Annotated in this window: 18 protein-coding genes and 1 pseudogene; 7 read left to right on the top strand and 12 right to left on the bottom strand. The window is 62.5% G+C overall.

All coding sequences use genetic code 11. From position 1 onward, the window contains the following. The first annotated feature begins 15 nt into the window (after positions 1-15). Positions 16-621, top strand: coding sequence for a hypothetical protein (locus tag MFF34_RS18520; RefSeq protein WP_027592492.1), 606 nt, complete (start codon positions 16-18; stop codon positions 619-621). A gap of 3 nt (positions 622-624) precedes the next feature. Here MFF34_RS18520 and MFF34_RS18515 read toward each other — a convergent pair whose 3' ends face one another. The 9 genes from MFF34_RS18515 to putP form a co-directional block, all read right to left on the bottom strand. Continuing rightward, a complete protein-coding gene (locus MFF34_RS18515) occupies positions 625-1,716 on the bottom strand; it encodes a glycosyltransferase (protein WP_238215723.1) in 1,092 nt (363 codons plus the stop codon). A gap of 45 nt (positions 1,717-1,761) precedes the next feature. Beyond that, a complete protein-coding gene (locus tag MFF34_RS18510) occupies positions 1,762-2,535 on the bottom strand; it encodes a glycosyltransferase family 2 protein (protein ID WP_027592490.1) in 774 nt (257 codons plus the stop codon). 64 nt (positions 2,536-2,599) lie between these two features. Continuing rightward, on the bottom strand, positions 2,600-3,556 hold the full coding sequence (locus tag MFF34_RS18505; protein WP_085272293.1) for a glycosyltransferase: 957 nt from the start codon (positions 3,554-3,556) through the stop codon (positions 2,600-2,602). Positions 3,557-3,604: 48 nt separating this feature from the next. Then, positions 3,605-5,008: a PIG-L deacetylase family protein gene (locus MFF34_RS18500; RefSeq protein ID WP_238215779.1), complete on the bottom strand. Its 1,404-nt coding sequence runs from the start codon at positions 5,006-5,008 to the stop codon at positions 3,605-3,607. After that, positions 5,005-5,901 carry an antimicrobial resistance protein Mig-14 gene (locus MFF34_RS18495; protein WP_027592487.1) on the bottom strand — a complete coding sequence of 299 codons (897 nt, stop codon included), beginning with the start codon at positions 5,899-5,901 and terminating at the stop codon, positions 5,005-5,007. The genes MFF34_RS18500 and MFF34_RS18495 overlap by 4 nt, the downstream gene beginning before the upstream one ends. Next, positions 5,901-7,031, bottom strand: a complete 1,131-nt coding sequence (locus MFF34_RS18490; protein WP_085272290.1) for a glycosyltransferase — start codon at positions 7,029-7,031, stop codon at positions 5,901-5,903. Before MFF34_RS18490 ends, MFF34_RS18495 begins: the two co-directional genes overlap by 1 nt. Further along, on the bottom strand, positions 7,015-8,772 hold the full coding sequence (locus MFF34_RS18485; protein WP_027592485.1) for a carbamoyltransferase: 1,758 nt from the start codon (positions 8,770-8,772) through the stop codon (positions 7,015-7,017). Before MFF34_RS18485 ends, MFF34_RS18490 begins: the two co-directional genes overlap by 17 nt. A 237-nt stretch (positions 8,773-9,009) precedes the next feature. Then, entirely contained in the window at positions 9,010-9,846 is an 837-nt protein-coding gene (locus MFF34_RS18480; protein ID WP_238215721.1) for a 23S rRNA (adenine(2030)-N(6))-methyltransferase RlmJ, read from the bottom strand. A gap of 106 nt (positions 9,847-9,952) precedes the next feature. Further along, a complete protein-coding gene (gene putP / locus MFF34_RS18475; protein ID WP_238215719.1) occupies positions 9,953-11,431 on the bottom strand; it encodes a sodium/proline symporter PutP in 1,479 nt (492 codons plus the stop codon). A 356-nt stretch (positions 11,432-11,787) separates the two neighbouring features. On the opposite strand from putP, the gene putA reads away from it, so the two are divergent. From putA to MFF34_RS18455, 4 genes are all read left to right on the top strand, one after another. Beyond that, positions 11,788-15,741: a trifunctional transcriptional regulator/proline dehydrogenase/L-glutamate gamma-semialdehyde dehydrogenase gene (gene putA, locus MFF34_RS18470; RefSeq protein WP_099430604.1), complete on the top strand. Its 3,954-nt coding sequence runs from the start codon at positions 11,788-11,790 to the stop codon at positions 15,739-15,741. A gap of 237 nt (positions 15,742-15,978) precedes the next feature. Beyond that, complete coding sequence (locus tag MFF34_RS18465; protein ID WP_238215717.1) at positions 15,979-16,152, top strand: hypothetical protein; 174 nt, start codon at positions 15,979-15,981, stop codon at positions 16,150-16,152. A 69-nt stretch (positions 16,153-16,221) separates the two neighbouring features. Next, positions 16,222-16,551 carry a hypothetical protein gene (locus MFF34_RS18460; protein WP_238215715.1) on the top strand — a complete coding sequence of 110 codons (330 nt, stop codon included), beginning with the start codon at positions 16,222-16,224 and terminating at the stop codon, positions 16,549-16,551. A gap of 171 nt (positions 16,552-16,722) precedes the next feature. After that, positions 16,723-18,525 (top strand): acyl-CoA dehydrogenase, encoded by a 1,803-nt coding sequence (locus MFF34_RS18455; RefSeq protein ID WP_238215713.1) that lies wholly within the window; start codon positions 16,723-16,725, stop codon positions 18,523-18,525. Between the two features lie 30 nt (positions 18,526-18,555). Here MFF34_RS18455 and MFF34_RS18450 read toward each other — a convergent pair whose 3' ends face one another. Genes MFF34_RS18450 through MFF34_RS18440 form a run of 3 tightly spaced genes read right to left on the bottom strand, consistent with a single transcriptional unit; the run spans position 18,556 to position 21,458 of the window. Beyond that, a complete protein-coding gene (locus MFF34_RS18450) occupies positions 18,556-19,491 on the bottom strand; it encodes a DMT family transporter (protein WP_238215711.1) in 936 nt (311 codons plus the stop codon). A 2-nt stretch (positions 19,492-19,493) separates the two neighbouring features. Beyond that, complete coding sequence (locus tag MFF34_RS18445; RefSeq protein ID WP_238215709.1) at positions 19,494-20,453, bottom strand: 2OG-Fe(II) oxygenase; 960 nt, start codon at positions 20,451-20,453, stop codon at positions 19,494-19,496. Positions 20,454-20,477: 24 nt separating this feature from the next. Beyond that, the gene (locus tag MFF34_RS18440; RefSeq protein WP_238215707.1) at positions 20,478-21,458 is read right to left on the bottom strand and encodes a hypothetical protein; all 981 of its coding nucleotides are present in this window, start codon (positions 21,456-21,458) and stop codon (positions 20,478-20,480) included. 124 nt (positions 21,459-21,582) lie between these two features. Between MFF34_RS18440 and MFF34_RS18435 the strand changes: the two genes are divergently transcribed. Beyond that, positions 21,583-22,473, top strand: coding sequence for a LysR substrate-binding domain-containing protein (locus MFF34_RS18435; protein ID WP_238215705.1), 891 nt, complete (start codon positions 21,583-21,585; stop codon positions 22,471-22,473). Further along, positions 22,470-22,583 (top strand): annotated as a pseudogene (locus tag MFF34_RS28360) (hypothetical protein); the annotation flags it as partial. The gene MFF34_RS18435 and the pseudogene MFF34_RS28360, both read left to right, overlap by 4 nt. Positions 22,584-22,609 lie beyond the last annotated feature (26 nt).

The following is a 22,609-nucleotide window of genomic DNA, read 5'->3' as shown; positions in this document are numbered from 1 at the left end:
GACAAGGCCCTATTCATGCAATGCTCCCGGCTCACCCAGGTCGAATTCGATCAGCTGACACTAGGCGCACAGGTGCTAGAGGCAGACAGCCATGGCGCCAAAGTCTACCTGCTCGAGAATGGTAATTTCCTCAAGGTTTTTCGTCGTAAGCGACTGATTTCATCTGCGCTGTTGCGCCCCTACTCCCAGCGCTTCGTCGACAACGCCGCGCGCCTGGCGCAATTGGGCATTCCTACCCTCGAGGTGATCAGCCAGCACAAGCTTGACCTGCCCGGCAGAACGGCGGTGCTGTACCGCCCGCTGCCTGGGCGCACGCTGCTGCAAATGTCGCGCGACGCTGACTTCAGCTGGGACACTTACCTGCCGCGGTTGATCGAATTGATCCGCCAACTGCACCGCAGCGGTGTCTACTTCCGCTCGTTGCACCTGGGCAATGTCGTGGTCACCCCCGACCAGCGCCTGGGCTTGATCGACGTGGCCGACATGCGCTTCCTGCGCCCGCCGCTGTCTGCACGCATGATTCGACGCAACGTGCAGCACATGGTGAACTACATTCAGCGGGAGAACCTGGGTGACCGGTTCCCCCTCGCCGACTTCGAGGCCGCCCTGCTGGCCCGCTGACACTCAACCGCGCAGCAGGCTTTGCGACCCGTTTTGGAAAGCCTGCCAGGCCTGCTCCGGCGCCAATGCCTGGCGTTGCCGGGCAGCCAGCGCCGTGGCGCCGGGCACGCTGCAGCGTTCTATCGCCGCGGCCCAGGCAGACTGGTCAGCAATCGGCAGGTAGCCACCGGTGTCCAGCAACTGCTCACGGAAGACCAACAGGTCGCTGCAGACCACCGGCACATCGGCCATCACCGCCTCTTGCACGACCAACCCCAAGCCTTCTGACCGCGAAGGCACCAGTAGCCAGTCAAACGCGCGGTAGAGCTGCTGTAGGTCTTCACGGTGACCGCACAGGTGCACACGCCCGGCCAGGCCCAACTCGTCGATGCGCGCTTGCAGCACAGCATGCAAGGGGCCTTCACCGATGATTGCGAGTTGCAAATCAGGCTTGTGGATAGCGGCCTTGGCAAACGCCTCGATCAGCATTTCAAAGCCTTTGCTTTCGACCAGCCGCCCCACTGCACCCAACACCTGCCCATTGCCGGGCTGCAACGCCAGCGCTTGCCGGGCCTGCTCGCGGCTCAACAGCGGCTCGACGAACGCCCGTGGGTCCAGCGCCATGCGCAGGGTCTGTACGGGCCTGCCGAGATCACGCTCAAGGGCTTCGGCAAGCGTATGGGAAACCGCCGCAATGCTCAGGCGCTCGGCGGGCAGCGTGCGCAACAAGCGGATGTCGCTTGCCGTCAGCCGTGTCTTGCCATGGAACAGCACCTTGGCGCGTACGTTGGGAATCTGCTGCAACAGCGGCAGCACCAGCCTGGCGACACCGACACCATCGAGCAGCACGATTTCGGCCTGGGCCTCGGCCAGCGCCTTGCGCAGCCGCATGCGCAGCCACGGGCGCAGCAGGCGCCACAGGTGCCGGCCCTTGAGCGCACGCGGTGGCATGTGCCACTCCCGGGTCGAACCGAGCCCACAGCAAAGCCCGCTGCCTAATAGCAGCCAGTTGCTGATCCTGGCATCCGGGCCCGCATGAGACAGCACCTGTCGATGAACCTTGTGGATGGACATGTACGGCGAACCGCCTGCCCACATCATATTGACGATGTTCATGGGGTTAGCGCCCCTCTCCCGCTCAAGTCAGGTGGGACTGCGACTTCATTGAACAAAAATGGTGATACCCATGCCGATTACGGCACCCGCCACCAGCGTCAATGCCAGCTTTATTCGATCACGTTGACGACGTTTGGCCTTGCGCTCTACTTCTACCGGCAAGGTCACGTGATTACCAAATCCTGTGTGCAATACTGCATCACCCTCCAAGGTGACCGCTGTCAGATTTAACTCTGAATAGCGACGGGAAAGCGCCTTTTCTCCAGCATAGGCGGCAAATGGTGCACAGCGCTGATAATCGCTCAGACGACGCAGACCGGGGTTGAGCGAAAACGCTTGCCAGTCGGCCTTCTCGGACAGCAATGGATAGCACGGCACGCCCGCGATCACCTGGCGATCGCCCAGGTGGATGTAGGGGCTGTGCACGGCCAGGTCGTGGGCATGGCTGCGCAGCCAGACCTGCAGCAGGTTGGGGCTGACCTCCAGGATGGCTCGGGAATCTTCGACAAAGCCCTGCCGATAGAAATGCCAGTCATCCTCGCAGTGGAAGATGTAGGGCGTCTTGACGTGGCTATAAGCCAGGTCGATCGACGGCAGCTGGCCCAGTTTTGGCCGATTGACGAACACCGTGCAGTGCGGTTTCCAGTGCTCCGGCACTGCCCCATGCACGGCCTCGTCACCTGAATCTTCGGTGATGAAGACTTCGCGAATGGGCGCGGTGTTGTAGCGATCGAAACTCTCAAGGGTATCTTTGAGCAGATCGAACCGCCCACAACTTGTCACGACCAGCGTGACGTCACTCTCATTTGAAAAGCGCACCGGACTCCCTCCGCATTGCGACAATCGACTTCCAGCGCCCGCTCCGTAGGCACGAAAGCTCTTTTTAAATACCCAGCTTCAGGCGTAGCCGCTGCCAGGCAGACAACGGCGGATGAGGCCTGAGCGCAGGGCGCATGTGGTCGACGATGCTACGTCCAACTTCACCGAAACTGAAACGGGAAACCGCCAGATGGCGGCCATTTTCTGCAATCCGCTGTGCCAGCGCAGGGTCGGCCCGCAAACGGCCAAGCTTTTCCTGGAGGGTCGGAATGCTGTCGTAGAACACCACGTTGTGCATGTCTTGCAGGCCCAGGGCGCGATTTTCTTCCTCGCCCTGGTCGAACGCCAGCAACACACAGCCACAGGCCATGGCTTCGAAGTTTTTGATCATGTACTCGCCCATGCCGACGTCGGCACTGACGAAGAAACGAATACGGTTGAGCGTGTTGCAGTAGTCCTCGCCCGACTTGGTACGGGTCACTACCAGGTTCTCGACCCGCCCCAGCTCGTCCAGCAGCGCCTTGCGTCCACTGTAGGCAACGCTGTTGGTGCTGCCCACGAACGCCAGTTCGATGTCGCGCTCACGCCCTTGGTCGGTCAGCAGGTGCTCATCGTAGCCTTTGGGCACGAATACCGCGTCAAAGCCTTCCTGGCGCAGGCGCTCACTGACCATGTAGCCCGAGCTGATCACCCGCGCCCACGGCAGCTTGCGGTAATGCGCGCTGAACTTGCCGGTGTACTTGCAGGGGATGTAGTTCTGGTAGGCGTCGTGCTCGAGGATGACCAGGTTAGGCACCGTCTGGATGAACGCCACCTGGCGGATCTCCTGCTTGAAGCGCAGGAAGAACACGATGCGGTCATAACGCTCCACCTGCACTTCACGCTTGAAGTAGCGGCGCAGGTTACGCTGGTCTTCACTGGTCAGCCAGCGCAGGTCACATTCGCAGTTGGCCGCGACGCCATCGTACAGGCGGTCGAGAATCGCCCGCTGTTCCTTCTGCACCAGAAATAAGACTTTCATTGCGTTCCTTGGGCGCTCAGCGCCATCGCGGTCAACCAGGGGGCGCGCCTACAGCTCACGCTGCCAGAACAGTTCATGTCGGCGCACGGCCTTGCGGAAGAATTCGTTCTCGCCATAGGGCGACGGCCGGCGCCCGGCCAGCCAGCGTTGCAACAGGCGGCGCAGGCGGCGCTTGAACGGCGCCGGGGGCTGCAGGTCGTGCATCATGCCCAGGGCCATGGCCTTGTCGTGTTGGGTCGGCAGGCCCAGCACCAGCGCGCACGGCGCCCACGGCTGGTCGGCACTCAGTTGCGGCGGCAAGGCCACACCGTCGCCGCTGTCACCCATTGGCCAGCGGTCGTTGTCATGCAGGTGGTTGGCATAGCACAGCAGCGTTTGCGGCTGCCACTCCAGGCCCTGCAAGGCTTCCAGCACGGCCGCCTGGGCACAGATATGGTCGGGGTGCGGGTCGAGTTGCGGGTGCGGCATGACCAGCACTTCGGGCTTGGCCATGGCCAGCAACGCGCGCAGGTCAGCCAGCAGGTTGTGCCAGGTCGGCGCACCATCACTGTCGGCGGGCAGCGCGAATGGGTTGAACTGGCGGAACGGGCGGATATCGGCCATGTCGGCCTCGCGTGAAGCGGCCGGCACATCCGGCGCGGCCTGCATGGCCGGCAGTTGCAGGCAGAAGTAGCCCAACTGCACACAGCGCGATTCCGGCACGCCCGCCCAGCGCGGCACGGCAATGCTGTCCCAGGCACGCAAACGGCCTTTGAGCCGCGCCGCCTCGGCTTTGCCCAGGCCCATCTGTTGATAGTGCTCGGCTTCGATTTCGCCGGCAGTCAGGGTGACCACCCAGGTTTCGTCGGCTTGGCTGTACAGGCCATAAGCTGCCAGCTCAGCGTCATCGGCATGGGGCGCAATGACCATCACGCGACGGCGCTGCAACTCGACGCTGGGGGTTATCCACAGGCGCGGTTCGCCCTGCAGCCGGCAATGGCGGCCACGCATACGCAGCGTACCGGCCTGGAGCGGCGCGGCCAGGCCGGTCAGGTTGAGGAAGCGAACCCCGTCGACACCGCGCTCGAACGCCTGCCGGTCCATCAGCTCATCCGCCAACAGTTCCACCCGCGGGTCGAGAAACCGCCCCAACCAGGTGCTCTTTACCCGCAGCTCCAGGACCAGGGTTTCGTCGCCTTGCAGCGCTGCGTCGGCCTTCAACAGGCCGTTTTGCAGGCTGGCCGAGGCTGCGCGGGCCTGCTCACCGAAGTTGTAGGCATAGTCCTCGGTGGGCGCGTAGAACAGGTGGTCCGCGAACCAGGCCTCGTGGGCGGCCCACACCAGCGGCAGCAACAACAGCGGCAGCCACCACCAGGTGAATACACCCAGCCCGATCAGCGCGAGCAGGCCTGCAAGCAGGCCCAGGCGCTTGTTGCGCCGGTGGCGCTTGAGCAACTGCTGCTTGCGGCTCACGCCTGGAACACCGGCACGGGGTTGCACCAGCGGTCCTTGTACTCGCGGTCGGCGCGACCGAACGAGAACCGCAGGGGTTTGTTACGCGCCCGGGCGTCTTCCCAGGCCGCCTGGGTATTCAGGAAGCTCAGCACGCTCCCGGGGCTGAACGCCTTGGTTTCCGGGTCGACACCGCCATTGACGTACTCGACGCTGATCCACTCAGGCGCTTCGACGCGATACACCAACTGAATCGCGATGGGCTTGTCGTCGAGCAACAGCACCGAACCGATCAACAGCTCGCGCAAACGCTCGAGCACCTCGTCAATGCGCTCGGCACCGGTGGCCGGGAAGCCCCAGCGACGCTGGAACAGGTCACGGTACATGGCGGCAATCTGGCCGGCGTCAAAGTCACTGATCGGCCGCACCACCCCGCCCGCTTCTTCCAGCAAACGCAACTCGCGGCGCTGGTTGTAGCGAAACTTCTTCGACAGGTCCTCGTGGGCACGGGCCATGGCCAACTGCTCGGTCTGCGCCTTGAGCCCGGTGAAGCGGCCCTGGTTCAGCTCGGACAGGTAACGCGCGGCATGGCGCAGTGGCGCGCCAGCATCGGCGGCGGCCGGCAGGATGATCTCGGCGTTGCCGAGGTCGAACAGGCCTTTCTTGCCCGCACGCTTGAGCACGTCCTTGGACAGCGCCAGGTGGCGCCCCCACGTCGGGATCGCTGCCTTCAGCTCGCCGCCTTGCAGCCACCCCAGGTAGCGCACGGGAATTTGCGCCAGCTCGGCCAACTGCTCGACCACCAGCGGGTGCGTAGCCACGCTGCCGCCAAAACGTGCCCAGGCTTCGGCATACGCGTTGGCGTCGATGACTTGCCAACCGCGTTCGCGGAAGGCTTGGATATGATTGAGCATCACGCCTGCGCCACCAGGGCACGCACCTGCGGCAACTGCCAGAAGGCCTCGCGCACCGCCGGGTCAGAAAAGCGCTGGTGCAGGCGTTGCAGCATGTGCTCGGCGCACGCTTCGCGCTGCTGCTCATCCAGCGTGGCCATGTGCTTCAGGCCTTGGGCCAGCTGCCCAGCGTCACCGAGCGGGAACAGCACACCCACACCTTCGACCACTTCGCGGGCACCGCCGCAGGCCGTGGCCAGCACCGGTACGCCCGCCACCATGGCTTCAAGCAGGACCATGCCGAACGGCTCGTGGTCCGAACTCAAGGCGAACACATCGAACGCGGTGAAATAACGGCGGGCATCCGGCACCTGGCCGAGGAAGTCCACTTGCGCGGCGATACCCAGCTCGGCAGCCAGTGCCTTGAGCTCGGCTTCCAGGCGGCCTTTGCCCAGTATCGCCAGGCGCGCGCCAGCAGGCAGCCCCGGCAGCGCCTGGGCAAAACCGCGCAACAGCGTGGCCTGGTCTTTGTCTGGGTGCAGGCGGCCGACGTTGCCGACGATCCACGCCTGAGGGTCGAGGCCAAGAGCCTCGCGCGCTGCATCCCGAGGCACCAATGCAGCCTGCAGGGCCTCGATGTCGATACGGTTGTACAGGGTCTGGATACGTTCAGCCGGCCATGCGGGCAGGCAGCGGCGCATGTCGTCCCGCACCGCGTCGGAAACGCCGAGCAGGCTCAGGCGCTTGCTGAACAGGTTGGCAAACAGCCGCCGCCCTTTGCGCTGATAGTCGCCAAAGGCGTGGTGCACACCGATCACCGGCAGGCCGGTGCCCAACAAGGCGACATAAATCGGCTTGAACCGGTGGGCGATGCAGAAACTGAAATGGCGCTCAGCCGCAATCCGCCGCAAAGCACGGATGGCGCCAAGCTTCAGCCCACGCACGGCCTTGGAGCTGAACTCCAGGAACAGCACCTCGTCCGACGCGCAGCCGGCCGCGACTTGCGGGTCGGCGGCGCCGGTGAGAAACACTGTGGTGACCTGGTAGCCACGCCCCTGAAACAGGCTGGCGTACTGACGGGCACAGTCCAGAAACGGCCCGTCATAGCCATGGCAGAACTGCAGGATGCGCGGTTCAGAGCGGCTGGTCATACGCGGCCGCGCCGTCCTTCACTACCAGGATGTCTTCCATGATCAGGTACTGCAGGTCCGAGCCGAAGAACATGTTCAGGGCATCGGTCGGCGAGCAGATCATCGGTTCACCCCGACGGTTCAGCGAAGTGTTCAGCGACACGCCGTTGCCGGTCAGGTTTTCCAGCGCCTTCATCATGTCGTAGTAACGCGGGTTGTATTCGCGCTTGAGCACCTGGGCACGCGAAGTGCCGTCCTCGTGGACCACCTCCGGTACGCGGGTTTTCCACTCTTCAGCCACTTCGAAGGTGAAGGTCATGAACGGCGCCGGGTGATCGACCTTGATCATCTGCGGGGCGACGGTGTCGAGCATCGACGGGCAGAAAGGTCTCCAGCGCTCGCGGAACTTGATCTGGTGGTTGATGCGGTCAGCCACACCTTCTACGCTCGGGCAGCCGATGATCGAACGACCACCCAGGGCGCGCGGGCCGAATTCCATGCGGCCCTGGAACCAGGCCACTGGGTTGCCGTCGACCATGATCTTGGCGATCTGCTCGGGCATATTGTCGAGCTTGCGCCACTTCGGCTGGTCCGGGTGACGGGCACAGGCGGCGATCACGTCCTCGTTGGAGTACGACGGGCCGAGGTAGACGTGTTCCATCTTCTCGACCGGCACGCCGCGTGCATGGGACACATAGGCCGCGGCACCCACCGCAGTACCGGCGTCACCGGAAGCAGGCTGAACAAAAAGCTCCTTCACATCCGGGCGAGCGATGATCTTCTGGTTGAGCTTGACGTTCAGCGCGCAGCCGCCGGCGAAGGCCAGCTTGCCGGTCTGCTTCAAGGTATCGCCCAGGTAATGGTCGATCATCTGCAGGGCCAGCTTCTCGAACAGCGCCTGCATGCTGGCGGCGTAGTGGATGTACGGCTCGTCGGCGATGTCGCCTTCGCGCTTGGGGCCCAGCCACTCGATCAGCTTCGGCGAGAAGTAGAAGCCCTTGCCCTTCTCTTTATAGCGGCGCAGGCCGATGACGTTGGCGTATTCGGTGTTGATCACCAGTTCGCCGTTCTCGAAGCTGGCCAGGCGCGAGAAGTCATATTTGCTGGCGTCGCCGTACGGCGCCATGCCCATGACCTTGAACTCGCCGTCGAGCATTTCGAAACCGAGGAACTCGGTGATCGCGCCATACAGGCCGCCCAGGGAGTCCGGGTCGAAGAATTCCTTGATCTTGTGGATCTTGCCGTTTTCGCCATAGCCGAAGAAGGTCGTGGCGTACTCGCCCTTACCGTCAATACCCAGGATCGCGGTCTTTTCCTTGAAACCCGAGCAGTGGTAGGCGCTGGAGGCGTGGGCCAGGTGGTGCTCGACCGGTTCGATCTTGACCTTTTTCGGGTCGAAGCCCAGTTGCTCCAGGCACCAGACGATCTTCTTGCGATAGCGCTTGTAGCGACGATTGCCCATCAGGATCGCGTCGAGGGCGCGGTCCGGGGCATACCAGTAGCGCTTGGCATAGTGCCAGCGTGCCTTGCCGAACAGGCTGATCGGGGCGAACGGAATGGCTACCACGTCGACGTCGGATGGCTTGATGCCTGCCTGCTCCAAGCAGAACTTCGCCGACTCGTAGGGCATGCGGTTCTTCGCATGCTTGTCACGCACGAAGCGCTCTTCTTCGGCGGCGGCAATCAGCTTGCCGTCAATGTACAGGGCCGCGGAAGGGTCATGGCTAAGGGCGCCGGACAGGCCAAGAATCGTCAATGCCAAGGGATTAGCCTCTTCTTTCGGTAGAGATGCGCCAGCGGCCTCGTGGGCGGATGGCGGCTAAAGGGCGAGATTATAACGCAAACGTCACCGACTGCGCGGTAGATGTGGGAGCGGCCTTGCGTCGCGAAAGGGCTGCGCAGCAGCCCCCCGATTTCGGCATTTTTACACGATTACCGGGGCCGCTGTGCGGCCCTTTCGCGACGCAAGGCCGCTCCCACAGGGCCGCACAGAATCTGCTTATTCGGCGATCAGCCAGTCCATCCGGTAGCTACCCGCCGTCTGTGCCAGCTCTTTGGCGAGCCAGGGCAGCAGTTCCTTCAGCTCTTCCTCCAGCCCCCACGGCGGGTTGGCAATGGCCAGGCCAGAGCCGTTGAGCCCCTGCGGGCTGTCTTGGTGGTGCACATACAACTCCACGCGCAGCAACTTGGGCGCGCCAGTGCTGGTGAGGTCCTGATAGAAGCGGGTCAGCGAGCGCTGGTCCTTGATCGGGTACCAAATGGCCGCGACGGTTTGGCGCATGCGGCCGATCGCCTCTTTCATCGAAGTGGTGCAGCGCTTGAGCTCATCGGCCTGCTCGAACGGCGGGTCGATCAGCATGATCGCGCGCTTTTCCTGCACCGGCAGCAGGGCGCGCGGCACATGCCAGCCCTCGCCCAGGTGAACGAAGACGCGTGGGTCTTTCTTCATGTTCTCTTTGAGCAGCGGCCCGTCTTCGGGGTGCTTCTCGTTGAGCAGGGCGCGGTCTTGCTGACGCATCAGGCGGCGGGCCAGCTCTGGCGAACCCGGGTAGTAACGCAACTCGCCATCGGCATTGAGGCGCTTGATGATGCGCAGGTAATCGCCTGCCATGGCCGGCAGGTCGTCGCGGTCCCACAACCGGGCAACGCCTTCGAGGTATTCACCGGTGCGGGTCGCCTGGTCGCCCTGCAAGTCATACAGGCCAAGGCCTGCGTGGGTATCGATATAGGCGAACGGCTGCTCCTTGCGCGACATCAGGGCGATGAGGCGGGTCAGCACGATGTGCTTGAGGACGTCGGCGTGGTTGCCGGCGTGGAAGGCGTGACGATAGTTCATGGCAACTCCTGCGGGGGTGGCAAGTTTACCTTGCCTTGCAGGCGGAGTCAGGCCTGGCTGTCGATCGGCGGCGCCTGCTTCGCGGGCGCCGCCTGTTCAACGGGTATTACTTGTCAGCGTGATACGCCGCATCAGCCGTTTCGAAGCGCTGAACCATCGCCGTCGACGGGCTACCCAGCTTGCTCACCACGACGATGGCGATGCTGGCGAAGAGGAAGCCTGGGATGATTTCGTACAGCCCAAGGGTGTCGAATTGCTTCCACAGGATCACGGTCAACGCACCCACCACGATACCGGCAAGGGCGCCGTTACGGGTCATGCCTTTCCACAGTACCGAGATCAGCACCACCGGACCAAAGGCCGCACCGAAGCCCGCCCAGGCGTAGGCCACCAGGCCCAGCACGCGGTTTTCCGGGTTGGCTGCCATGGCGATGGCAATCAGGGCAACCGCCAGCACCATCAGGCGGCCGACCCACACCAGCTCACGCTGGGAAGCACCCTTGCGCAGGAAGGCTTTGTAGAAGTCTTCGGTCAAGGCGCTGGAGCACACCAGCAGCTGGCAGCTCAAGGTGCTCATCACCGCCGCCAGGATGGCCGACAGCAACACGCCCGCAATCCATGGGTTGAACAGGATCTTCGCCAGCTCGATGAACACGCGCTCGTGGTTCTCGGTGACCGGGCCTGCAAGGTCCGGGTTGGCCGAGAAGTAGGCGATGCCGAAGAAGCCCACGGCACAGGTACCGGCCAGGCACAGGATCATCCACGTCATGGAAATGCGACGGGCCTTGGCGATCGACTTGACCGAGTCAGCGGCCATGAAGCGCGCCAGGATGTGCGGCTGGCCGAAGTAGCCCAGGCCCCAACCCATCAGCGAGATGATGCCGATGAAGGTGGCACCTTTGAACATGTCGAAGTTGGCCGGGTTCTGCGCTTCGATGGCCAGGAAGGTGGTGTCGAAGCCACCGGTCGAGATCAGCACGATCACCGGGGTGAGGATCAGTGCGAAAATCATCAGCGAAGCCTGCACGGTGTCAGTCCAGCTCACCGCCAGGAAGCCACCGACGAAGGTGTAGGCGATGGTGGCGGCAGCGCCAGCCCACAGGGCCGTCTCGTACGGCATGCCGAAGGTGCTTTCGAACAGACGCGCACCGGCGACGATGCCCGACGCGCAATAGATGGTGAAGAACACCAGGATGACGATGGCCGAGATGATCCGCAGCAGGCCGCTCTGGTCTTCGAAGCGGCTGGCGAAGTAGTCCGGCAGCGTCAAGGCATCGCCGTTGTGCTCGGTCTGCACCCGCAGGCGGCCCGCAACGAACAGCCAGTTCAGGTAGGCGCCGACGGTCAGGCCGATGGCGATCCAGGCTTCGGAAAGGCCGGAGAAGTAGATGGCGCCCGGCAGGCCCATCAACAGCCAGCCGCTCATGTCGGACGCACCGGCAGAGAGCGCGGTGACCACGCTGCCCAGGCTTCGACCGCCCAGGATGTAGTCGGAAAGGTTATTGGTGGCGCGATACGCGGCGAAGCCGATCAGTACCATCGCAGCGATATAGATCACAAAGGTGATCGTTAGTGGATTGCCCATGCGTGTGCCCTGGCGTTTGTTGTTATTTCATGCACAACCGCAACGTGGCGGTTGCACCCAGGTGGCGAATGCTATGCAACATCGCAAACAGGGTGCAACCCTTTTTCCGTTTCAAGTTGCACCTACTCATGCATTTTCAGTTAAAGCCTCGTTCTTGCTCCTTTTTGGAGCAAAAACGGGATTTTTCAGACTAAATCGCCCCAGAAACAACCTTTAATTAAGTGTAGGAATGTTCGCCGGACGAGTTGCACCTTTTCCGTAAAAAAATCGGGTTGCACCTGGTTGCACCTGAATTGCCCTACAGCTACTCTTGGCGTCAGCTTAGGCCACAGCCGTGGCAATAATGAGGATAAGAAATGGCGACGACCACCCTTGGGGTCAAACTCGATGACCCTACCCGTGAGCGACTCAAAGCAGCTGCGCAGTCCATCGACCGCACGCCGCATTGGTTGATCAAGCAAGCGATCTTCAATTACCTGGAGAAGCTCGAGGGTGGTGCCACCCTGACCGAACTCAACGGTCATGCCAGCAACCTGGTCGACGATGCTGGCGAAGTCCAGCCGGACCATGCTCACCAATGCTTCCTCGAATTCGCCGAGAGCATCCTGCCGCAATCGGTACTGCGCTCGGCCATCACCGCCGCTTACCGCCGCCCCGAGCAGGAAGTCATTCCGATGCTGCTGGAGCAAGCTCGCCTCAGCGCGCCCCTGGCAGAGGCCACCAACAAACTGGCGGCCGGCATCGCCGAAAAACTGCGCAACCAGAAGAGCGCTGGCGGCCGCGCAGGCATCGTCCAGGGCCTGCTGCAAGAGTTCTCGCTGTCGTCTCAGGAAGGCGTGGCGCTGATGTGCCTGGCAGAAGCCTTGCTGCGCATCCCAGACAAGGGCACCCGCGATGCGCTGATCCGCGACAAGATCAGCACCGGCAACTGGCAGCCGCACCTGGGCAACAGCCCATCGCTGTTCGTCAACGCCGCCACCTGGGGCCTGCTGCTGACCGGCAAGCTGGTGTCCACCCATAACGAATCCGGCCTCACCTCGTCGCTCACCCGTATCATCGGCAAAAGCGGCGAGCCGATGATCCGCAAGGGCGTCGACATGGCCATGCGCCTGATGGGCGAGCAGTTCGTCACCGGTGAAACCATCGCCGAAGCCCTGGCCAACGCCAGCCGTTTCGAGGCCAAGGGCTTCCGTTATTCCTACGACATGCTCGGCGAAGCCGCACTGACCGAGCACGACGCACAGAAGTACCTGGCATCCTACGAGCAAGCGATCCACTCGATCGGCAAAGCCTCGCATGGCCGCGGCATCTATGAAGGCCCGGGCATCTCGATCAAGCTGTCGGCCCTGCACCCGCGCTACAGCCGCGCCCAGTACGAGCGCGTGATGGAAGAGCTGTACCCGCGCCTGCTGTCGCTGACCCTGCTGGCCAAGCAATACGATATCGGCCTGAACATCGACGCCGAAGAAGCCGACCGCCTGGAGCTGTCGCTCGACCTGCTCGAGCGCCTGTGCTTCGAACCCTCGCTGGCAGGCTGGAACGGTATTGGCTTCGTCATCCAGGCCTACCAGAAGCGCTGCCCGTATGTGATCGACTATGTCATCGACCTGGCCAAGCGCAGCCGCCATCGCCTGATGATCCGCCTGGTGAAAGGCGCCTACTGGGACAGCGAAATCAAGCGCGCCCAGGTCGAAGGCCTGGAAGGCTACCCGGTCTACACCCGCAAGGTGTACACCGATGTGTCCTATGTCGCCTGCGCACGCAAACTGCTGGCCGTGCCCGAAGCCATCTACCCGCAGTTCGCCACCCACAACGCCCACACCCTGTCGGCCATCTACCACATCGCCGGCCAGAACTATTACCCCGGCCAGTACGAGTTCCAGTGCCTGCACGGCATGGGTGAGCCGCTGTACGAGCAAGTGGTCGGCAAGATTTCCGACGGCAAGCTGAACCGTCCGTGCCGCGTCTATGCACCGGTCGGCACCCACGAAACCCTGCTTGCGTACCTGGTTCGTCGCCTGTTGGAAAACGGCGCCAACACCTCGTTCGTCAACCGCATCGCCGACCACTCGATCTCCATCCAGGAGCTGGTTGCCGACCCGGTCGCCAGCATCGAGCGCATGGCCACCCAGGAAGGCGGCATCGGCCTGCCACACCCGCGCATCCCGTTGCCGCGCGACCTGTACGGCACTGAGCGGGCCAACTCGGCCGGTATCGACATGGCCAACGAACACCGCCTGGCGTCGCTGTCCTGCGCCATGCTGGCCACTGCCCACAACGACTGGAAAGCCACCCCGCTGCTGGCCTGCGCCGCCAGCGAATCGGCTGCTGTGCCGGTGCTGAACCCAGCGGACCACCGCGATGTGGTCGGCCACGTCCAGGAAGCCACGGTTGCCGACGTCGACAACGCCATCCAGTGCGCCCTCAACGCCGCACCGATCTGGCAGGCCACCCCACCCGCCGAGCGCGCAGCGATCCTTGAGCGCACCGCCGACCTGATGGAAGCCGAGATCCAGCCGCTGATGGGCCTGCTCATCCGCGAGGCGGGTAAAACCTTCGCCAACGCCATCGCCGAAGTGCGCGAGGCCGTGGACTTCCTGCGCTACTACGCGGTGCAGGCACGCAACGACTTCAGCAACGACGCCCACCGCCCATTGGGCCCAGTGGTGTGCATCAGCCCGTGGAACTTCCCGCTGGCAATCTTCAGCGGCCAGGTCGCCGCTGCACTCGCCGCAGGGAACCCGGTACTGGCCAAGCCCGCCGAGCAAACCCCGCTGATTGCCGCCCAGGCCGTGCGCCTGCTGCTGGAAGCCGGCATTCCGGAAGGCGTCCTGCAACTGCTGCCAGGCCGCGGCGAGACGGTCGGTGCCGGCCTGGTCGGTGACGAGCGCGTCAAAGGCGTGATGTTCACCGGTTCCACCGAAGTGGCCCGCCTGCTGCAACGTAACGTCGCCGGCCGCCTGGACAACCAGGGCCGCCCGATCCCGCTGATCGCCGAAACCGGCGGCCAGAACGCGATGATCGTCGACTCCTCGGCCCTGACCGAGCAGGTGGTGATCGACGTGGTGTCCTCGGCCTTCGACAGCGCCGGCCAGCGCTGCTCGGCACTGCGCGTGCTGTGCCTGCAGGAAGACTCCGCCGACCGTGTGATCGAGATGCTCAAGGGTGCCATGGCCGAAAGCCGCCTGGGCAACCCCGACCGCCTGGCCGTGGACATCGGCCCGGTGATCGACGCCGAAGCCAAGGCCGGCATCGAGAAGCACATCCAGGGCATGCGTGAAAAAGGCCGCTCGGTCTACCAGGTTGCCATCGCCGATGCGGCCGAGGTCAAACGCGGCACCTTCGTCATGCCAACCCTGATCGAGCTGGACAGCTTCGACGAACTCAAGCGCGAGATCTTCGGCCCAGTGCTGCACGTGGTGCGCTACAACCGCCGCAACCTCGACCAACTGATCGAGCAGATCAACAACTCCGGTTACGGCCTGACCCTCGGCGTGCACACCCGCATCGACGAGACCATCGCCAAAGTGGTGGAGAACGCCAACGCCGGCAACATGTACGTCAACCGCAACATCGTTGGCGCAGTGGTCGGCGTGCAACCGTTCGGCGGTGAAGGCCTGTCCGGTACCGGCCCGAAAGCCGGCGGCCCGCTGTACCTGTACCGCCTGCTGTCGACCCGCCCGGCCGACGCCATTGGCCGTCACTTCCAGCAGCAGGATGGCGAAGGCAAGCCTGACCGCACCCTGCACGAGCAGCTGATCAAGCCGCTGCACAGCCTCAAGGCCTGGGCCGAGAGCAACCAGCAGGCCGACCTGGCTGCGCTGTGCACCCAGTTTGCCGGCCAGTCGCAGAGCGGCATCGCCCGCCTGCTGCCAGGCCCGACCGGCGAGCGCAACAGCTACACCATCCTGCCGCGCGAGCACGTGCTGTGCCTGGCGGACAACGAAGCCGACCTGCTGGCGCAGTTTGCTGCCGTCTTGGCGGTTGGCAGCTCGGCGGTATGGGCTGACGGCGAACCGGGCAAAGCCCTGCGCGCCCGCCTGCCGAAAGAGCTGCAGGCCAAGGTCAAGCTGGTAGCGGATTGGAACAAGGATGAAGTGGCGTTCGACGCCGTGATCCACCATGGCGATTCGGACCAGCTGCGTAGCGTGTGCCAGCAAGTGGCCAAGCGTGCCGGGGCGATCGTCGGTGTGCACGGTCTGTCCAGCGGCGACCACCAGATTGCGCTGGAGCGGCTGGTGATCGAGCGGGCGGTGAGTGTGAATACTGCTGCTGCGGGGGGTAATGCGAGCCTGATGACCATCGGTTGATGGCTGCGGGTTGCTGAAGAAGAAGGAGAGCTTAGGCTCTCCTTTTTCAATTCTAAAGGTTTGAATTGGAATCGATTGCAGCCAATGGCAAGAGCTGGGTTGAGGGTATGTTTGCGAAATGGACTACAGAATAGGATGAAAATCTGAGAACTTGCCGGCTTGAGCTGACAAATCCCTCCCTTGACGGTAGAGTGGCTCAAGCACCTTTCAGCCAATACCGCCTCAATGGAGGTCGACATGACTGCCAAAGCCCCTACAAAGCCCAAGGCTGATAATCCGCACGTTGAAGCTGCCCAGCGCATCCTTCAGCTGGCACAGATTCTTGCTGGCAACCCTGCAGAGGCGAAAGCTTTCCGTGCCAGGACAGGTGTCTTCACTACCAAGGGCGAGCTTAAGGCGAACTACAGGTAGATGTATCAGCAGCTTCCCTCATTTGTCCTCGGGTTCCACGGATGTGATCGCAAGATCGGAGAGGCAGTCTTGGCTGGCGATCAGATTTCGCCAAGCATGAATGAATACGATTGGCTCGGTGAGGGTGCGTACTTTTGGGAGAGCAGCCCCGAGCGCGCTCTTAGCTATGCTCGCCTCATCAAACAATACAAACGTGGCCAAGGATCAATTAAAGAACCCTACGTGGTCGGGGCTGTTATTGACTTGGGGCTTTGCCTGAATCATACGGAAGAAGGGGCGCTTTATCCAGGCACTTCATTTCGACAGGAAACACACATTCAACTTTGTGTGCGTGAAATTAATTGCATTAAGGGGTACTTCCGCCCTCTGAACGTCGACGGCACCCTATTGCAACCTTGAACCAGGGTTATGCTCTGCCTCCCCAAACGCACTGTGCGAGCCGCAGGACTTAAAGCGATCACTGTTCATTTAAGTCTCTGCCTGTTCCATACCATCAATTGAATCAATCATGGTAGCCACCCCTTCGAGCCAATCCTAGACTCGCCCCAAGCCCGCTCAAGGACCGCCCCCATGCCCGAGACCCTGCTCAGCCCTCGCAACCTCGCCTTCGAGCTCTACGAAGTCCTCGACGCCGAAGCCCTCACCCAGCGCCCGCGCTTCGCCGAGCACAGCCGCGAAACCTTCGACGCGGCGCTGACCACTGCCCGTACCATCGCCGAAAAGTACTTTGCGCCGCACAACCGCAAGGCCGATGAAAACGAGCCGCGCTACGTGGACGGCCGCGCCGAGTTGATCCCCGAGGTGAAGCCGGCCGTGGACGCCTTCCTCGAAGCGGGCTTTCTCAACGCCAACCGCGACTTCGAAGTCGGCGGCATGCAGTTGCCCAGCCTGGTCTCACAGGCCTGCTTCGCACACTTCCAGGCCGCCAACGCTGGCACAACCGCCTACCCGTTCCTGACCATGGGCGCGGCCAACCTGATCGAAAGCTTCGGCACCGACGAACAAAAACGCCTGTTCCTGCAGCCAATGATCGACGGCCGCTACTTCGGCACCATGGCGTTGACCGAGCCGCATGCGGGCTCGTCCCTGGCCGATATCCGCACCCGCGCCGAACCTGCAGGCGATGGCAGCTACCGGCTCAAAGGCAACAAGATCTTCATCTCTGGCGGCGACCACGATCTGTCGGAAAACATCGTGCACATGGTGCTGGCCAAGCTGCCGGATGCGCCTCCCGGGGTGAAGGGCATCTCGCTGTTCATCGTGCCCAAGTACCGGGTGAACCCGGATGGCAGCCGTGGCGAGCGTAACGATGTGCTGCTGGCTGGCCTGTTCCACAAGATGGGTTGGCGCGGCACCACCTCGACGGCGTTGAACTTCGGCGACAACGGCCAGTGCATCGGCTACCTGGTCGGCCAGCCGCACCAGGGCCTGGCCTGCATGTTCCAGATGATGAACGAGGCGCGCATCGGCGTTGGCATGGGCGCGGTGATGCTCGGTTATGCCGGCTACCTGTACTCGCTGGACTACGCGCGCCAGCGGCCACAAGGGCGGTTGCCAGACAACAAGGACCCGCACAGCCCTGCCGTGCCGATCATCGGGCATACCGACGTCAAGCGCATGCTGCTGACGCAGAAGGCTTACGTTGAAGGCGCCTTCGACCTTGGCCTGTACGCCGCACGCCTGTTCGACGACACCCAGACAGCCGACGACGAGAGCACTCGGCAACACGCCCAGGCACTGCTCGACCTGTTGACCCCGATCGTCAAATCCTGGCCATCGACCTTCTGCCTCAAAGCCAATGAGTTAGCGATCCAGGTCCTCGGCGGCCATGGCTACACCCGCGAATACCCCGTTGAGCAGTATTACCGCGACAACCGCCTGAACCCGATTCACGAGGGCACTGAAGGCATCCAGTCGCTCGACCTGCTCGGCCGCAAGCTTGCGCAAAACGGCGGCGCGGGGCTCAAGCAACTGATCCGCCTGATCGCCAGCACAGCCGAGCGCGCCAGCCACCACCCTGGCCTCGACACCCTGCGCCAGCCGCTGGAGCAGTTGGTCAATCGCCTGCAGGCCGTCACCCTTTCCCTGCTGGGTGACATGGCCCAGGGCAACGTCAGCACCGCCCTGGGCAACTCGGCCCTGTACCTCAAGGCCTTCGGCCACTGCGTGGTCGGCTGGCGCTGGCTGGAACAGGCGATCCACGCCGAACTCGGCCTGCTCAAAGGCAACGCCGACGACCGTGACTTCTACCTCGGCAAGCTGCAGGCCGCGCGCTACTTCCTGACCTGGGAAGTACCGGGCTGCCACAATGAGCTGGCATTGCTCGAGGTACGCGACGACACCTGTATCACCATGCAAGACGGGTGGTTCTAGCGACCAGCGCAGTGCCGCGCTCACGAGCGTCTATCTGTCACCCGTGTCGCTCAGCGCATTGGCAGACGTGGCCGACCTGCGCGGCTGGCGGGTGATGGCGATACCTGCCGCGACCACCGCAATGCCCACATAGGTTGTCCAATGGATCACGTCCCCGAACATCAACGCCGCCCATAACAACGTCACCGGTGGCTCGAGGTAGACCAGTGCCGAGACGCGGGTCGCCGAGAGCTTTGTCAGCAATATCCACAGGCTCAGGTAGGCAATGAACGTGGAGAACAGGGTCAGCCATGCGACCGCCGCCCAGACCTGTGTGCTGGCAGGCACTTCGATCAACCCCAGTGGCAAGCCTGCAGCCGTGAGCAGCAGCAGTGTCGCAGTCGATTGCAGAAACAACGGCATCAGCAGACCGTCCTTGCTGTGGTCCGTCGCCATGATCGATTGCCGACGCTGATACAGCGTGGCGATGGACAACGTGATGGCGGCGATCAGCGGCAGGGCATACAGCCAGAGGCCAAGCTGGCTCGCAGACAGGCTGTACTCTGCAAAAATGATCATGCTGACGCCGGCGAACCCCACCCCAAGCCCGAGCCATTCCTGCCGACCACTGCGCTCATGCTGGCTGTTGTTGCTCATCGATGCCGTGATCAATGGCTGCAGCGCACAAATGATGGCGGCAATCCCCGCCGGTAACCCGCCCCGGATGGCGATGTAGACACTGACCAGATAGGCAAACTGAGCCAGGAAACCAATGACGGCGTTGTAGCGTATCTGCGCCCACGTAAGCGCACGCAGCCGATGCACGACAAAAGGCAGCAGGCAGATGCTGACCAGCAGAAACCGCCAGAACAGCAGATTGATGGCACCCGCGTCCTCCGTGCCCAGCCGGGCACCAATAAAGCCCGAACTCCAGGAAAGGACAAAGATGACTTGCAGCAGGATCAGGTATGGCGCACTGCTTGGCATGTTCACGCCCCTGTGTGATGCAATTGCGCGAACGTAATCGGCTCGATGCCTATTCTTGAAAACTGACGGGCTGCTGATCGCTGCAAGGCCCAGCGCAACCCCAACCATTTAGGGATCGTCGCAGGGATGCCATCGTCGGAGGCCAAGTGCCAAAACCGGTTGGAGTCGTCACCAAAGTAGGGACAATGAAAGGACAGCACCAACGACATGCGTCGCCCGCTGACCACCGGGCGCACACCGTGGAACAATCGGCTGCCATAAATGAACAAGGCATCGCCAGGTGCGTCCAGGCGCGCATTTTCGAAGGTACGGTGATCCAGCGCATCAAAGCTGTCGACAGTGCCGTTATGGAACAGGAATTCGCCCCCGCTGTATTCGCAGGCCCCCGACAGCACGATGTTCAGCACGTAATTGGTGCCGTCTGTGTGCCACATGCCGAGTTGCTGCTGTTGCTCGACAGGCTTGGGGTAGAAATAGTTGACCTGCGAGCGCGCATTGACCATGGGGTAAGGCACCAACGGCACGCCTGCAATGCGCGAGACAGCTAACAGGAATGAGCGGCTGCACATCATGTCGTTGATGAACGATGATAAAGCCGTCACCCCTCGCGTACGCCGCGAAATGATCCAGTCGCTGTCACCCGCCCCCTCCTCCAGACGGCTGCAGATGCCTTGCAAGGCCGCAACGCCCTCGGGCGTGAACAGCCGATGCACAACCGCCACCCCGGTGATGCTGTCCGCTGCGATTTTGGCGTGCGGGCTGTCGGCATACCCAAGCTGCCCAAGTGTTCGGGTGTCGCTGAGGACGGGCCCCTGCTGGCAAAGCAAATCGTCCGACCAGGGCAACTGCTCACTGAGGCAGATAGGCGATGGCCGCGGCGTACGCTTCAATGTCGACTTGAGCGCCAGCTTCACGCGCCCTACGCCGCGTTCGAACAGGGGTAAGGTGTCTGAAGGATTCATGATGTGTCTGTCCCCGTAGAGTCACTACTGAAGGTACTTCGCGATCTGGTAGCGCACCGAGCCATCACCGCTGGCGAACTCGTCCACCACACTGCAGTTGCAATGCCGGGCCCTGATGCGACGGAACTGTTCGGGCGTGTACTTGAGGCAGATGTTGGTCAGCAGGTACCCACGTTGCTGCAGACGCTGCACAGGTTGCAGGGTTACCGCGACATGGATGGGTTCATCCTGAATGCGTAGCGGTACGAGCATGGCTTCATGCTCGCCCGAGGGGATGAAGCCTTGTTGAAGCGCGACCATTTGGGAGAACTGGAGCATGCAGGGGTTGGCGTAGAACTTGAGGATGGTACTTTCCAGGCCTTCGTCGTAGACCTGCATTTCCGAAAGGATGTAGGTGGTGTTACCTGCAAGGCTACGAATCAGCCGCCCAGTGCTCACGGGCAGCTCGTTACCCTCCTGAAACCCAAGCAGGGTGATGAGTGTGAGTTCCTGATCGTGACGCAAATCCTCATGGGTTACGGTGCGGTAATCAGCGGCGATGTAATTGAAACTGCCATCCTCGCGCACGATGGGCCCCACGGCATCGCTCATCGCGGCTTGCGAGGTCTGGTTGATATCGATGGCGGTGTAGCGGATGGAGCTGGACGTCTCGACCATTCGCTTCAGCAAGCAGGCGCTCTTGATCGGCTCCGGGCCCAGCTCCACATAGTGCACGCGGCGCCCACTGCTCAGCGCTGCCAACCGCTCGGCAACGTCGCCGATGACGGCCTTTAGCGCCCCCTGCCCCTCTGCATCAGCACAGAGCCCGCTCTGACCTACGCCTTGCTCATTCAAAGCGCGCATAAGCAGAAATATTTCGTGGTTGAAACGGTGGTCGCTTTCAGGTCCCGGCTCAGGCTGGGCCAATGTCGAGTACTTCTCGTGGTTCTCGACAGTCCATAGTCGTGCGTGCTGGTAAGCGGGGTTGCGCACGAGTGCATCTACCACGAAGTCGTTCAGGCTCATCCGTATCATTCCATTGCAATTCAGGGGGCATGCGGGCTTCGACCCCACAGTAAGAGTGGGTATAAAGGCTGTACAGTTGATTAAATCGAAGCGCTGGTTCGATCCGAACAAATCAGGTGGCTCCATGGGCAAAGGCCTCGACATCGATGTACTGAGAACCTTCCAGGCAGTGGCCCGGCTAGGCCGTTTCAAGGCGGCGGCCGACTACGTCCACCGCAGCCCATCGGCGGTGACGACGCAGATCCAGAAGCTGGAGGGAAAGATCGGGCAACAATTGTTCACACGCAGTAACCAGTCGGTGGAGCTAACCCCTGCGGGCCGTCAGCTGATGGGCGAAGCGACACGTTTCTTGATGGCTCACGACAGGCTACTGGCCACGCTGTCGCCACAGCAGATGACCGGCAAGGTGCGCATAGGCGTACCCGACGGTTATGCCGCCAACCTCATGAGCGACTTTCTACCGGTGTTCGTCGCCAATAACCCGAAGCTGGAGTTGGAGGCTGTAGCGCGTTCCAGCGCAGAGCTCATCGACCTGTTTGCGCGACAGCGGCTGGACCTGGCTGTAGCGGTCAGCAGTGACGACTGGCAGCAAGGCGAGTGGCTTCGCTCGACGCAGCCGCGCTGGGCCGCAGCGCCTGGATTCAGCCATGCCCCCAATCGCCCCTTGCCGCTGGCACTGCAGTTGAAGGGTTGCCCGTACCGGGAGGCGGCCTTGCAGGCACTGAAAGCCCACGGCATTGCGTACCGTGTGCTGCTGGAAAGCGCCAACTGGCACGCGGTACTGGCCTGCATGAGAAGTGGCCTGGCCGTGGGCATTGTCGAAGGGCTGGATAGCGCCGATACCTCACTCGCGTACGTGGAAGGGCTGGGCTTGCCCGACCTCGAAAAGCACCACGTCTACTTGCTAACGGACACCTCACACCATGTCGCAGCGCATCTGAATGCTATGTTGAAGGCCGCCATCCAGAAAGTGGGCGTAACAACGCCGCCCCATTGCTGGGAAGGCGGTGGTTGAACGGCCCGCGTTATTTCCTGACCAGGGAAGTACCTGGCTGCCATAATGAGCTGGCATTGCTCGTGGCCCGTGACGATACGGGCCTGAGCATGCGAGTGGCGTGGTTCTAGGGGGAGCCACCACTGACTCGGAGGTT

The sequence above is a fragment of the Pseudomonas sp. PAGU 2196 genome (assembly GCF_022179005.1).
Taxonomy (GTDB): domain Bacteria; phylum Pseudomonadota; class Gammaproteobacteria; order Pseudomonadales; family Pseudomonadaceae; genus Aquipseudomonas; species Aquipseudomonas kermanshahensis.
This window is presented reverse-complemented; position numbering and strand designations above follow the sequence as displayed.